The following is a 12,813-nucleotide window of genomic DNA, read 5'->3' as shown; positions in this document are numbered from 1 at the left end:
GAAGCTGTGTCATTCCAGTGCTGCACTATTTGTAGCGCTTAGCGTAGCACTGGAATGGCATCGTGTTCTGTTTGCACTCCAAATCAAGGCTGGATGAGCGTATCTAGCTATTCATAAAGGAGTCAATATGACCATGTTCAACAAAGTTACCAAGACTTTCCAGTGGGGCCAGCATACGGTCACCATGGAAACCGGCGAAATCGCCCGTCAGGCCTCCGGCGCCGTGCTGGTCAATATCGACGACACCGTGGTGCTGGCCACTGTCGTGGGTTCCAAGATCGCAAAGGCCGGCCAGGACTTCTTCCCCCTGACCGTTGACTACATCGAGAAGACTTATGCCGCCGGCAAGATCCCCGGCAGCTTCTTCAAGCGCGAAGCCAAGCCTTCCGAGCTGGAGACTCTGACCTCGCGTCTGATCGACCGTCCCATCCGTCCCCTGTTCCCCGAAGGCTTCTACAACGACGTGCATGTGGTCATCCACACCATTTCGTTGAACCCCGAAGTCGACGCCGACATCGCTGCCATGATTGCTGTCTCCGCTGCCCTGGCAGTGTCGGGCCTGCCTTTCAACGGCCCTATCGGTGCAGCCCGTGTGGGTTACATCAATGGCGAATACGTGCTGAACCCCGGTCAGACCCTGCGCAAGGATTCGCAGATGGATCTGGTCGTTGCCGGTACCGAATCCGCCGTGCTGATGGTGGAATCCGAAGCCCTGCAACTGCCTGAAGAAGTGATGCTGGGCGCCGTGGTGTTCGGCCACGAGCAAGGCAAGATCGCCATTGACGCCATCCATGACCTGGTGCGTGAAGGCGGCAAGCCCGCATGGGACTGGACTGCTCCTGCCAAGGACGAAGCGCTGATCGCCAAGGTGGTCGAGCTGGGCGAAGCCAAGCTGCGCGCCGCTTACCAGGAGCGCAACAAGCAGGTGCGTACCCTGGCTTGCCGCACAGCCTACGCCGACGTCAAGGCTGCCTTGACCGAGCAAGGCGTGGCGTTCGACGGCGTCAAGGTTGAAAGCATGCTGTTCGACATCGAAGCCGGCATCGTGCGTTCGCAGATCCTGGCGGGCGAGCCCCGTATCGACGGCCGCGACACCCGTACCGTGCGTCCCATCGAGATCCGCTCCTCCGTGCTGCCCCGCACTCACGGCTCCGCGCTGTTCACGCGTGGTGAAACCCAGGCCCTGGTGATCTCCACTCTGGGTACCGAGCGCGACGCTCAGAAGATCGACGCGCTGGCTGGCGAGTTCGAAGACCGCTTCCTGTTCCACTACAACATGCCTCCCTTTGCCACCGGCGAAGTGGGCCGCATGGGTTCGACCAAGCGCCGTGAAATCGGCCACGGCCGTCTGGCCAAGCGCGCTCTGGCCGCTTGCCTGCCGACCAAGGAAGAGTTCCCCTACACCATCCGCGTGGTGTCGGAAATCACCGAGTCCAACGGTTCCTCATCCATGGCTTCGGTCTGCGGCGGCTGCCTGTCCATGATGGACGCCGGCGTGCCCATGAAGGCGCATGTGGCCGGTATCGCCATGGGTCTGATCAAGGAAGACAACAAGTTCGCCGTGCTGACCGACATCCTGGGTGACGAAGATCACCTGGGTGACATGGACTTCAAGGTGGCCGGTACCACCAACGGTATCACTGCCCTGCAGATGGACATCAAGATCCAGGGCATCACTAAGGAAATCATGCAGGTCGCCCTGGCTCAGGCCAAGGAAGCGCGCATGCACATCCTGGGCAAGATGCAGGAAGCCATGGGTGAAGCCAAGACCGAAGTCTCCAGCTTCGCGCCCAAGCTCTACACCATGAAGATCAACCCCGAGAAGATCCGTGACGTGATCGGCAAGGGCGGCGCCACCATCCGTGCGCTGACCGAAGAGACCGGCACTCAGATCAACATCGAGGAAGACGGCACCATCACCATTGCCGCCACCGACGGCGCCAAGGCCGAAGCCGCCAAGCTGCGCATCGAGCAGATCACGGCCGAAGTCGAGATCGGCAAGATCTACGAAGGCCCCATCGTCAAGATCCTGGAATTCGGTGCTCTGGTCAATCTGCTGCCCGGCAAGGACGGTCTGCTGCACATCAGCCAGATCGCCCACGAGCGTGTGGAAAAGGTCACCGACTACCTGCAAGAAGGCCAAGTGGTCAAGGTCAAGGTCCTGGAGACCGACGACAAGGGTCGTGTCAAGCTGTCCATGAAGGCGCTGACCGAGCGTCCCGCCGGCATGCCCGAGCGCGAGCCCCGCGAGCCGCGTGAACCCCGTGGCGATCGCGAGTACCGCGAACGCGCTCCCCGTCAGAATCGCGAACCCCGCGAGAACCGCGAGCCGCGCGAAAACCGCGCAGCCGCTGACGAGCAGCAGCAACAGCAGCAGTAATGGCTGAGCAGGAGTCCGCTGGGAGGCGGTCTCCTGTTTTGTCGTTTGCTGGTTGATCCTGATTTTGTAGCTGCCAGCGCTTTTTTTCGTAAGCGCTTGAGCCTGATTTCTTAGATGAAGCAAAGCCTGACTATGGAAGCCAACACAATGCGAGCGGTGGAAATCACCAGCTATGGTGCGCCAGACGTGCTGCGCATGGGTGTACGTCCCATGCCGGTGGCGGCCGAGGGGGAGGTGCTGATTCGCGTTGCAGCGAGCGGCATCAACCGCCCTGATGTGCTGCAACGCAAAGGTCATTACGCACCGCCTGCCGGAGCCTCCGATCTTCCGGGGCTTGAGGTGGCGGGTGTGATCGTGGCGGGCGACGAGGCGGCCATGGCCAAGGCGGGCTTCAAGCTTGGCGACCGCGTCTGCGCGCTGGTGGCCGGTGGCGGCTATGCGAGCTTCTGCGCTGCGCCCGTGGACCAGTGCCTGCCGGTGCCTGCGGGCTTCAGCGACGTGCAGGCGGCTGCCTTGCCCGAGACCTTTTTCACGGTCTGGAGCAATGTGTTTGACCGGGGGGCTCTGCAGCCCGGCGAAACCTTGCTGGTGCAGGGCGGTAGCAGCGGCATTGGCGTGACGGCGATTCAGCTGGCCAAGGCCTGGGGCGCGACGGTCATTGTCACGGCTGGCAGCGATGCCAAGTGCGATGACTGCCTCAAGCTCGGAGCCGATCACGCCATCAACTACAAGACACAGGATTTTGCGGCAGAAGTGCAGCGAATCACGGCGGGCGAAGGCGTCAACGTCATCCTCGACATGGTCGCCGGCAGCTATGTGGCGCGCGAAGTCCAATGCCTGGCTCCTGATGGCCGTCTGGTCATCATTGCGGTGCAGGGCGGCGTCAAGGCCGAGTTCGATGCAGGCCTGGTGCTGCGCAAACGACTGACCGTGACCGGCTCCACGCTGCGCCCGCGCTCCGTGGCCTTCAAGGCGGCGATCGCCGAGGCGCTCAAGCGCAATGTCTGGCCCCTGCTGGAGTCCGGCAAGGTGCGCCCAGCCATTTATCGTGAATTCGATGCTGCTGATGCGGCGCAGGCTCATGCGCTGATGGAATCCAGCCAGCACACCGGAAAAATCGTTTTGACTTGGGAAACATGAAGCAAAAACTCATTGTTGGCAACTGGAAGATGAACGGCAGCCTGGCTGCCAATGCCGCTTTGCTGCAGGCCATCAAGCAGGGCTTGCCTGCTGACAACAAGGCGGGTGTGGCCGTGGCTGCTCCTGCGCCTTACCTGGCTCAGGTTCAGGCGGAACTTGCGGGTACTTCCATTGGTGTGGGCGCGCAGGATGTGTCCCAGCACGAGCAGGGCGCATTCACGGGCGAAACTTCCGCCGCCATGCTCAAGGAGTTCGGCGTGCGCTATGCGCTGGTCGGTCACTCCGAGCGTCGTCAGTATCATGGTGAGACCGATGCCGTGGTCGCTGCCAAGGCCCAGGCCGCGCTGGCCAAGGGCATCACGCCCATCGTCTGCGTGGGCGAGACCCTGGCGGAGCGTGAAGCGGGTCAGACCGAAGCGGTGGTCAAGCGTCAGCTGGCAGCCGTGATTCATCAGGTCGGCCACTGCGTGAGCGAGCTGGTTGTGGCCTATGAGCCTGTCTGGGCCATTGGCACCGGCAAGACTGCCACTCCCGAGCAGGCCCAGCAGGTGCATGCCGTGCTGCGGGCGCAGCTGGCGGCGGCCAGCGACAAGGCTGATCGCGTGCCCCTGCTTTATGGCGGCAGCATGAATGCCGGCAATGCGGCGCAGCTGCTGGCTCAGGTCGATATTGACGGCGGCCTGATCGGTGGCGCGGCTCTCAAGGCCCCGGATTTCCTCACCATTATTGCGGCAGCGCAATAATTCGTCTGCGCCGCACTCCGGTGTGGTGCGCAATGATTCAGATTTTTAGGTTTTGATATGAACGTCTTTTCCAGCGTCATTCTCGCGGTCCAGATGCTGGCCGCTCTGGGCATGATCGGCCTCATCCTCATGCAGCACGGCAAGGGTGCCGATATGGGGGCTTCCTTTGGCAGTGGTTCGTCGGGCAGCCTGTTTGGCGCCTCGGGCAGTGCCAACTTCCTGTCGCGTTCCACAGCGGCTCTGGCCACGGTGTTCTTTGTTGCGACATTGGCACTGGCTTATCTGGGCAATGCCCGTCCGGTGAGCTCGGGCAGCGTGCTTGAGGGCGCTCCTGTGTCGGCTCCTGCGCCTGCTGCCGCTGTGCCGCCTGCAACTACCGGTGATGCTGCCGTGCCTCCTGCTGCTCCTGCAGAAGGCGCAGCCCAGATCCCAACGAAATAATTTGGAGAAAATCCTGAAGAACCCCAAAGGCTGGGGTTTTTCAGGCTAGAATCTAGGGATTGTCTGGGGATCAGAATCTTTGCAATGAAGGTTCCAGAGATTGCCGGACTTTGAGACGAAGCCGTCGTGGTGGAATTGGTAGACACGCTATCTTGAGGGGGTAGTGGCGAAAGCTGTGCGAGTTCGAGTCTCGCCGACGGCACCAACACATAACTAAAAACCTGCCCTGCTGATCAGGCAGTGATCGGTGAGGCATGTTTTCATAACAAGGCCCACTCGATGAACATCGATCAGTACCTTCCCGTTCTTCTGTTCATTCTTATTGGCATGGCTGTGGGTGTTGTACCCCTGGTGCTCGGCTACGTGCTGGGTCCCAACCGCCCTGATGCTGCCAAGAACTCCCCCTACGAATGCGGTTTCGAGGCGTTTGAAGACGCTCGAATGAAGTTTGATGTGCGCTACTACCTGGTTGCCATCCTGTTCATTCTGTTCGACTTGGAAATCGCATTTCTGCTGCCCTGGGCTGTCGCACTCAAAGATGTCGGCGGCGTGGGTTTTGTTGCTGTCCTGATTTTCCTGGCCATTCTGGTCGTGGGCTTTGCCTACGAGTGGAAAAAAGGCGCCCTGGATTGGGAATAAGCAGCTTTTCTGAGGAAACACGATGATCGAAGGCGTGATGAAGGAAGGCTTCGTCACCACCAGTTATGACACGGTGGTGAACTGGGCCAAGACAGGGTCGATCTGGCCCATGACGTTTGGCCTGGCCTGCTGTGCGGTGGAGATGATGCACGCAGCTGCTGCCCGCTATGACATCGGTCGCTTCGGCTCCGAAGTGTTCCGTGCCAGCCCCCGCCACTCTGACCTGATGATTGTTGCCGGTACGCTGTGCAACAAGATGGCTCCCGCGATGCGCAAGGTCTATGACCAGATGTCCGAGCCGCGCTGGGTCATCTCCATGGGCTCCTGTGCCAATGGTGGTGGTTACTATCACTACAGCTACTCGGTGGTGCGCGGTTGCGATCGCATTGTTCCCGTCGACGTCTATGTGCCTGGTTGCCCTCCGACAGCGGAAGCGCTGATCTACGGCATCATCCAGCTGCAGCAGAAGATTCGTCGTACCCACACCATCGCTCGCGTTTAAAGGGCTGAGATGACTGCAATTGCTATTCACCCCGAAAAGCTTCGGGATGTGGTTACTGCTGCCTTGGGTGACAAGGTGCGCTCTGTCACTCTGGCCTATGGCGAAGTGACGGTGGAGGTATCCGCTGACAAGTATCTGGACGTGATGCAGATTCTGCGCAATGCTCCGGACTGCCAGTTCGAGATGCTGCTGGACCTGTGCGGCGTGGACTACTCCACTTATGCGGAAGTCGGCAAGGACGGTCCGCGTTTTGCCGTTGTATCCCACCTGATGTCTCTGACGTTGAACCAGCGCCTGCGTGTGCGTGTGTACTGCGCGGATGACGACTTCCCCGTGGTGGCCTCGATCAACCCCATCTGGAACTCGGCCAACTGGTTCGAGCGCGAAGCCTTCGATCTGTTCGGCATTGTGTTCGAAGGTCACGAAGACCTGCGTCGCATCCTGACCGACTATGGCTTCATCGGCCATCCGTTCCGCAAGGATTTCCCTCTGTCCGGTCACGTGGAAATGCGCTACGACGCCGAACAGCAACGTGTGGTGTACCAGCCCGTCACGATCGAGCCGCGCGAAATCACGCCGCGCATCATTCGTGAAGAAAACTACGGCGGAGGCCTGCACTAAAGGCGCACGTCGCCTTTTGACGGAAGACCATGGCTGAAATCAAGAACTATTCCCTGAACTTTGGTCCGCAGCACCCGGCAGCGCACGGTGTGCTGCGTCTGGTGTTGGAGCTCGATGGCGAAGTGGTGCAGCGCGCCGACCCGCACATCGGTCTGCTGCACCGCGCGACCGAAAAGCTGGCCGAAAGCAAGACCTATATCCAGTCGCTGCCCTATATGGACCGCCTGGATTACTGCTCGATGATGAGCAACGAGCACGCTTACTGCCTGGCCATTGAAAAACTGATGGGCATCGAAGTGCCCATCCGCGCCCAGTACATCCGCGTGATGTTCTCGGAAATCACCCGCATCATGAATCACCTGATGTGGCTGGGTTCCTCGGGCAACGATGCCGGCAGCTCGACCATCCTGATCTACAGCTTCCGCGAGCGTGAAGCGCTGATGGACATGTACGAAGCCGTCTCGGGTGCGCGCATGCACGCGGCCTACTTCCGTCCCGGTGGCGTGTACCGCGATCTGCCTGACAGCATGCCTCAGTACAAGGCCAGCAAGGTGCGCAATGTGCGCTCCATGGAGGCCATGAACGAAGACCGCAAGGGCTCGCTGCTGGACTTCATCGACGCTTTCACGCAGCGCTTCCCCAAGTGCGCGGACGAGTACGAAACCCTGCTGACCGACAACCGTATCTGGAAGCAGCGTAACGTCGGCATCGGTGTGGTGTCTGCAGAGCGCGCCATCAACCTGGGTCTGACCGGTCCCATGCTGCGTGCCTCGGGCCTGCCCTGGGACATGCGCAAGACCCAGCCCTACGAGGTCTACGACAAGCTGGACTTCGATATTCCGGTGGGTGCCACGGGCGACTGCTACGACCGCTATCTGGTTCGCATGGCCGAGATGCGCGAGTCCAACAAGATCATCAAGCAATGCGTGGACTGGCTGCGTGTCAATCCCGGCCCGGTGATCACGGACAATCACAAGGTTGCGCCCGCCAGCCGTGAAGCCATGAAGTCCAACATGGAAGAGCTGATTCACCACTTCAAGCTCTTTACCGAAGGCTTCAAGGTTCCCGAAGGCGAGGCTTATGCTTCCGTCGAGCATCCCAAGGGTGAGTTCGGCATTTATTTGATCAGCGATGGTGCCAACAAGCCCTATCGACTGAAGATTCGTCCACCAGGATTTGCGCACATGGCTGCTCTCGATGAACTGAGCCGTGGCCATATGCTGGCTGACGCCGTGATGGTGCTCAGTACCCTGGACATCGTGTTTGGAGACGTTGACCGATGATTACCGAAGCGACCAGAGAACGCTTTGCGCGTGAGGTGGCAAAGTATCCGGCTGACCAGAAGCAGTCTGCCGTCATGGCTTGCCTGTCTATCGTGCAGCAGGAGCAGGGCTGGGTCAGCCAGGAAAGCGAGGCAGTGATTGCCGAAGTCCTGGGCATGGCCGAGATTGCGGTGCACGAAGTCACCACTTTCTACAACATGTACAACCAGCAACCCGTTGGTAAGTACAAGCTCAATGTCTGCACCAATCTGCCATGCCAGCTGCGCGATGGCTACAAGGCCCTGCACCACCTGGAGCACAAGCTGGGCATCAAGATGGGCGAGACCACCAAGGACGGCCTGTTCACGCTGCAGCAGTCCGAGTGCCTGGGCGCCTGCGCCGATTCGCCCGTGATGCTGGTCAACGACCGTTGCATGTGCAGCTTCATGAGCAATGAAAAGCTCGACGAGCTGGTCGACGGCCTGCGCGCAGCGGAGGGCAAGGCATGAGCACGATTCTGAACAATCCTGCCGCCAATGCCGTGCTGGCCAAGTTCGCATCGACCGGCAACGAGACCTGCTTCCACGACCGTCACATCAACCCCCAGATCTATGCGGATCTGAACGGCAGCAACTGGTCCATCAAGGACTACGAAGCACGCGGCGGCTATCAGGCTCTGCGCAAGCTGCTGGGCAAGGACGGCAGCGAAGGTCTGACGCAAGATCAGGTCATCGCGACGCTCAAGGAATCCGGCCTGCGTGGCCGCGGTGGTGCGGGCTTCCCCACAGGTCTGAAGTGGAGCTTCATGCCCCGCCAGTTCCCCGGTCAGAAGCACCTAGTCTGCAACTCCGACGAGGGCGAGCCTGGTACCTGCAAGGACCGCGACATCCTGATGTTCAACCCGCACATCGTGATCGAAGGCATGATCATTGCCGCTTTCGCGATGGGCATCAGCATCGGCTACAACTACATCCACGGTGAAATCTTCGAAGTCTATGAGCGCTTCGAGGCCGCCCTGGAAGAAGCCCGCGCGGCCGGTTATCTGGGTGACAACATCCTGGGCAGCAGCTTCAGCTTCCAGCTGCATGCCCACCATGGCTTTGGTGCCTATATCTGCGGAGAAGAAACCGCGCTGCTGGAATCGCTGGAAGGCAAGAAGGGCCAGCCCCGCTTCAAGCCGCCATTCCCTGCCAGCTTCGGTCTGTACGGCAAGCCCACGACCATCAACAACACCGAGACTTTTGCGGCCGTTCCCTGGATCATCCGCAACGGTGGCCAGGCCTACCTGGAATGCGGCAAGCCCAACAACGGCGGCACCAAGATCTTCTCGGTCAGCGGCGACGTGAACCTGCCCGGCAACTACGAAGTTCCCATGGGCACGCCTTTCAGCAAGCTGCTGGAGCTGGCGGGCGGTGTGCGCACCGGTCGCAAGCTCAAGGCCGTGATCCCCGGCGGCTCTTCATCGCCCGTGCTGCCTGCCGACATCATCATGGACTGCACGATGGACTATGACTCCATCTCCAAGGCCGGCTCCATGCTGGGTTCGGGCGCAGTGATCGTGATGGATGATTCGCGCGACATGGTCGAGTGCCTGCTGCGTCTGTCGTACTTCTATTCGCACGAGTCCTGCGGCCAGTGCACGCCATGCCGTGAAGGCACGGGCTGGCTGTGGCGCGTGGTGAACCGTATTCAGCACGGCGAAGGCCGTCCGGAAGATATCGAGCTGTTGGACTCGGTATCCGTGAACATCATGGGCCGCACGATCTGTGCGCTCGGCGACGCGGCAGCCATGCCGGTTCGCGCCATGATCAAGCACTTCCGCCACGAGTTCGAAGCGAAGATCCAGAACGCTTCCAAACAGGCAGCATAAGCGCCTGATCGCGAGACAAGCATATGGTTGAAATTGAACTGGACGGAAAAAAGGTCGAGGTGACTGAAGGCAGCATGGTCATGCATGCAGCCGAGAAGGCCGGCACCTATATTCCTCACTTCTGCTACCACAAGAAGCTATCCATTGCGGCCAACTGCCGCATGTGCCTTGTGGATGTGGAAAAGGCTCCCAAGCCCATGCCCGCCTGCGCCACGCCAGTGACGCAGGGCATGATCGTGCGCACCAAGAGCGAAAAGGCCATCAAGGCACAACAGTCGGTGATGGAGTTCCTGCTCATCAATCACCCGCTGGACTGCCCCATCTGCGACCAGGGCGGCGAATGCCAGCTCCAGGATCTGGCAGTGGGTTATGGCAGCAGCTCTTCGCGCTACGAAGAAGAAAAGCGCGTGGTGTTCCACAAGAACGTGGGGCCGCTGATTTCCATGGAGGAAATGAGCCGCTGCATTCACTGCACACGTTGCGTGCGCTTTGGCCAGGAAGTGGCCGGCGTCATGGAACTGGGCATGATTCACCGCGGCGAGCACTCCGAGATCACCACCGTGGTGGGCGATAGCGTGGACTCCGAGCTGTCGGGCAATATGATCGACATCTGCCCCGTGGGCGCGTTGACCAGCAAGCCCTTCCGCTACAGCGCCCGTACCTGGGAGCTGTCGCGCCGCAAGTCGGTGGCTCCGCACGACTCCACAGGTTCCAACCTGATCGTTCAGGTCAAGAACCACAAGGTCATGCGCGTTGTGCCCTTCGAGAACGAAGAAGTCAACGAATGCTGGATTGCCGACCGTGACCGCTTCTCCTACGAAGCGCTGAACAGCGACGAACGCCTCACCAAGCCCATGCTCAAGCAGGGCGGCGAGTGGAAGGAAGTCGACTGGCAGACCGCTCTGGAATATGTGGCCAACGGCCTGCAGCAGATCAAGAACAACCATGGCGCCAGCGCCATCGGCGCTCTGGTCAGCCCACACAGCACGGTGGAAGAGCTGTTCCTGGCCGGCAAGCTGGTGCGCGGCATCGGCAGCGACAACATCGACTACCGTCTGCGCAATGCCGAGTTTGCTGCCACCCAAGGCGTGCAGTGGCTGGGTCTGCCCATCGCCGCACTGAGCACTCTGCAGTCGGCTCTGATCGTGGGCTCCAACCTGCGCAAGGATCATCCGCTGTTCGCGCAGCGCATTCGCCAGGCTGCCAAGAAGGGCTGCAAGGTCTTCGCCATCAACGATCGCGTCTATGACTGGGCCTTGCCCGTCAACGCATCGGTGGTCGCTGCCGGCGACTGGGCTCAGGCCCTGGCCGATGTGGCAGCTGCTGTGGCCGAAGTCAAGGGTGTCTCGGCCCCCGTGGCAGGTCAGGTCCATGACGAAGCCAAGGCGATTGCCGCTGCCCTGCTGGCCGGCGAGCAAAAGGCCGTACTGCTGGGTAATGCCGCAGCGCACCATGCTCAGGCTTCCGCACTGCTGGCTCTGGCCAGCTGGGTTGCCGAGCAGACTGGCGCCGCCGTGGGCTATCTGACCGAAGCCGCCAACACCGTGGGCGCGCAATGGGTCAAGGCCATGCCTGCTGGCAACGGTCTGAATGCTGCTCAGATGATTGATGGTGGCCTGAAGGCTGCCATCTTGCTGAACAACGAGCCCGAGTTCGACAGCGCTGCCGGCAAGGCCGCCATCGCCGGTCTGAACAAGGCCGAGATGGTGGTGACACTGAGCCCCTTCAAGGCCAACCTGGAATTCAGCGATGTGCTGTTGCCCATTGCTCCGTTCACGGAAACCTCGGGCAGCTTCGTCAACGCCGAAGGCCGTCTGCAGAGCTTCCACGCCGTGGTCAAGCCTCTGGCCGACACGCGTCCTGCATGGAAGGTGCTGCGCGTGCTGGCCAATCTGATGGGTGTGCCGGGCGTGGACTATGAGACGTCGCAAGACGTGCTGGCTGAGGCCACTGGCGGCGCTGCCCAAGTGCCCGCCAATGTGCTGAGCAATGCGGCCCAGGCCGTGAGCGCAGTGCCCGCCGGCAATGTGACTGCGCCTGCAGTCGCCAGCATTTACCAGCTCGACAGCATCGTGCGCCGCGCTACGTCGCTGCAATTGACGGCTGACGCTCGTCAGGTTCGTGAGGGAGGCGCCGCATGATCGACGCATTGAAAGCCTGGGGCGCGGGCCTGTCCGCCGCTCCTTTCTGGACCGATGTGGCCTGGCCCGTCATCTGGATTCTGCTCGGCATCGTGGCCATCGTGGCTCCCCTGATGGGTGCCGTGGCCTACCTCACACTGTGGGAACGCAAGCTGCTGGGTTTCATGCAAATCCGTCTGGGCCCCAACCGCGTGGGTCCTTCGGGCCTGCTGCAGCCTCTGGCTGACGGCCTGAAGCTGCTGACCAAGGAACTGATTCAGCCCACGGCAGCTGCCAAGGGCCTGTTCTATGTGGGTCCGGTCATGGCCATCATGCCGGCCCTGGCAGCCTGGGTGGTGATTCCCTTTGCCCCCGATGTGGCCCTGGCCAACGTGAACGCGGGTCTGCTGCTGCTGATGGCCATCACTTCCATCGAAGTCTATGGCGTGATCATTGCGGGCTGGGCTTCCAACTCCAAGTACGCCTTCCTGGGCGCGCTGCGTGCCTCCGCTCAGATGGTGAGCTACGAAATCGCGCTGGGCTTCTGTTTCCTGGTGGTCATCATGGTCACGGGCAGCATGAACCTCTCGGCCATCGTGATGAGCCAGGGTCAAGGCCAGTTCGCATCCATGGGCATGAGCATCCTGTCCTGGAACTGGCTGCCCCTGCTGCCCATCTTCATCGTCTACCTGATCTCGGTCGTCGCCGAAACCAACCGTCACCCGTTTGACGTGGTCGAAGGCGAAGCCGAAATCGTGGCCGGTCACATGGTCGAGTACTCGGGCATGGGCTTTGCGGTCTTCTTCCTGGCCGAATACGCGAGCATGTGGCTGGTCTCCATCCTGGCCGTGATCATGTTCCTGGGCGGCTGGTTGCCTCCGTTCGACTTCCTGGGTTTCATCCCCGGTTGGATCTGGCTGGCGATCAAGACCTTCCTGGTGGTGTCGTGCTTCATCTGGATTCGCGCTACCTTCCCGCGCTTCCGTTATGACCAGATCATGCGTCTGGGTTGGAAGATCTTCATTCCCGTCACCCTGGTGTGGCTGGTGGTTGTGGGTGCTTGGCTGTACTCGCCCTGGAACATCTGGAAATAAG

At 60.7% G+C, this 12,813-nt stretch carries 12 protein-coding genes and 1 tRNA gene; all 13 read left to right on the top strand.

The window, feature by feature from the left end:
- The first annotated feature begins 127 nt into the window (after positions 1–127).
- The 13 genes from pnp to nuoH all read left to right on the top strand — a co-directional run bounded on the left by pnp (position 128) and on the right by nuoH (position 12,812).
- Complete coding sequence (gene pnp, locus CTATCC11996_RS12280) at positions 128–2,380, top strand: polyribonucleotide nucleotidyltransferase (protein ID WP_003076509.1); 2,253 nt, start codon at positions 128–130, stop codon at positions 2,378–2,380.
- Between the two features lie 132 nt (positions 2,381–2,512).
- On the top strand, positions 2,513–3,520 hold the full coding sequence (locus CTATCC11996_RS12275) for an NAD(P)H-quinone oxidoreductase (RefSeq protein WP_034349079.1): 1,008 nt from the start codon (positions 2,513–2,515) through the stop codon (positions 3,518–3,520).
- Complete coding sequence (gene tpiA / locus CTATCC11996_RS12270) at positions 3,517–4,263, top strand: triose-phosphate isomerase (protein WP_003076504.1); 747 nt, start codon at positions 3,517–3,519, stop codon at positions 4,261–4,263. Before CTATCC11996_RS12275 ends, tpiA begins: the two co-directional genes overlap by 4 nt.
- A 57-nt stretch (positions 4,264–4,320) precedes the next feature.
- Positions 4,321–4,704 (top strand): preprotein translocase subunit SecG, encoded by a 384-nt coding sequence (secG, locus tag CTATCC11996_RS12265; RefSeq protein ID WP_003076502.1) that lies wholly within the window; start codon positions 4,321–4,323, stop codon positions 4,702–4,704.
- Positions 4,705–4,824: 120 nt separating this feature from the next.
- A tRNA-Leu gene (locus tag CTATCC11996_RS12260) sits at positions 4,825–4,909 on the top strand.
- 74 nt (positions 4,910–4,983) lie between these two features.
- Positions 4,984–5,343: an NADH-quinone oxidoreductase subunit A gene (locus CTATCC11996_RS12255; protein ID WP_003064381.1), complete on the top strand. Its 360-nt coding sequence runs from the start codon at positions 4,984–4,986 to the stop codon at positions 5,341–5,343.
- Between the two features lie 22 nt (positions 5,344–5,365).
- Positions 5,366–5,845: a NuoB/complex I 20 kDa subunit family protein gene (locus CTATCC11996_RS12250; protein ID WP_003057832.1), complete on the top strand. Its 480-nt coding sequence runs from the start codon at positions 5,366–5,368 to the stop codon at positions 5,843–5,845.
- Positions 5,846–5,854: 9 nt separating this feature from the next.
- Positions 5,855–6,466: an NADH-quinone oxidoreductase subunit C gene (locus CTATCC11996_RS12245; RefSeq protein WP_003076499.1), complete on the top strand. Its 612-nt coding sequence runs from the start codon at positions 5,855–5,857 to the stop codon at positions 6,464–6,466.
- Positions 6,467–6,495: 29 nt separating this feature from the next.
- Positions 6,496–7,749 carry an NADH-quinone oxidoreductase subunit D gene (locus tag CTATCC11996_RS12240; protein WP_003076498.1) on the top strand — a complete coding sequence of 418 codons (1,254 nt, stop codon included), beginning with the start codon at positions 6,496–6,498 and terminating at the stop codon, positions 7,747–7,749.
- Positions 7,746–8,237 carry an NADH-quinone oxidoreductase subunit NuoE gene (gene nuoE / locus CTATCC11996_RS12235; RefSeq protein ID WP_003057829.1) on the top strand — a complete coding sequence of 164 codons (492 nt, stop codon included), beginning with the start codon at positions 7,746–7,748 and terminating at the stop codon, positions 8,235–8,237. Before CTATCC11996_RS12240 ends, nuoE begins: the two co-directional genes overlap by 4 nt.
- A complete protein-coding gene (gene nuoF / locus CTATCC11996_RS12230; RefSeq protein WP_003076496.1) occupies positions 8,234–9,598 on the top strand; it encodes an NADH-quinone oxidoreductase subunit NuoF in 1,365 nt (454 codons plus the stop codon). Before nuoE ends, nuoF begins: the two co-directional genes overlap by 4 nt.
- A gap of 23 nt (positions 9,599–9,621) precedes the next feature.
- Positions 9,622–11,739, top strand: coding sequence for an NADH-quinone oxidoreductase subunit NuoG (nuoG, locus tag CTATCC11996_RS12225; RefSeq protein ID WP_003076494.1), 2,118 nt, complete (start codon positions 9,622–9,624; stop codon positions 11,737–11,739).
- Positions 11,736–12,812: an NADH-quinone oxidoreductase subunit NuoH gene (nuoH, locus tag CTATCC11996_RS12220; protein WP_003057825.1), complete on the top strand. Its 1,077-nt coding sequence runs from the start codon at positions 11,736–11,738 to the stop codon at positions 12,810–12,812. The genes nuoG and nuoH overlap by 4 nt, the downstream gene beginning before the upstream one ends.
- Position 12,813: the final 1 nt, after the last annotated feature.

This window comes from Comamonas testosteroni ATCC 11996 (genome assembly GCF_000241525.1).
Classification (GTDB): domain Bacteria; phylum Pseudomonadota; class Gammaproteobacteria; order Burkholderiales; family Burkholderiaceae_C; genus Comamonas; species Comamonas testosteroni.
The sequence above is the reverse complement of the archived record's forward strand: the minus strand, read 5'-3'. Positions and strand labels throughout refer to the sequence as shown.

Coding starts and splice junctions, on each gene's coding strand:
- nuoG (WP_003076494.1), top strand. CDS start 9,622: ATGGTTGAAATTGAACTGGACGGAAAAAAGGTCGAGGTGACTGAAGGC.
- CTATCC11996_RS12250 (WP_003057832.1), top strand. CDS start 5,366: ATGATCGAAGGCGTGATGAAGGAAGGCTTCGTCACCACCAGTTATGAC.
- nuoE (WP_003057829.1), top strand. CDS start 7,746: ATGATTACCGAAGCGACCAGAGAACGCTTTGCGCGTGAGGTGGCAAAG.
- CTATCC11996_RS12245 (WP_003076499.1), top strand. CDS start 5,855: ATGACTGCAATTGCTATTCACCCCGAAAAGCTTCGGGATGTGGTTACT.
- secG (WP_003076502.1), top strand. CDS start 4,321: ATGAACGTCTTTTCCAGCGTCATTCTCGCGGTCCAGATGCTGGCCGCT.
- tpiA (WP_003076504.1), top strand. CDS start 3,517: ATGAAGCAAAAACTCATTGTTGGCAACTGGAAGATGAACGGCAGCCTG.
- pnp (WP_003076509.1), top strand. CDS start 128: ATGACCATGTTCAACAAAGTTACCAAGACTTTCCAGTGGGGCCAGCAT.
- CTATCC11996_RS12275 (WP_034349079.1), top strand. CDS start 2,513: ATGGAAGCCAACACAATGCGAGCGGTGGAAATCACCAGCTATGGTGCG.
- CTATCC11996_RS12240 (WP_003076498.1), top strand. CDS start 6,496: ATGGCTGAAATCAAGAACTATTCCCTGAACTTTGGTCCGCAGCACCCG.
- nuoH (WP_003057825.1), top strand. CDS start 11,736: ATGATCGACGCATTGAAAGCCTGGGGCGCGGGCCTGTCCGCCGCTCCT.
- CTATCC11996_RS12255 (WP_003064381.1), top strand. CDS start 4,984: ATGAACATCGATCAGTACCTTCCCGTTCTTCTGTTCATTCTTATTGGC.
- nuoF (WP_003076496.1), top strand. CDS start 8,234: ATGAGCACGATTCTGAACAATCCTGCCGCCAATGCCGTGCTGGCCAAG.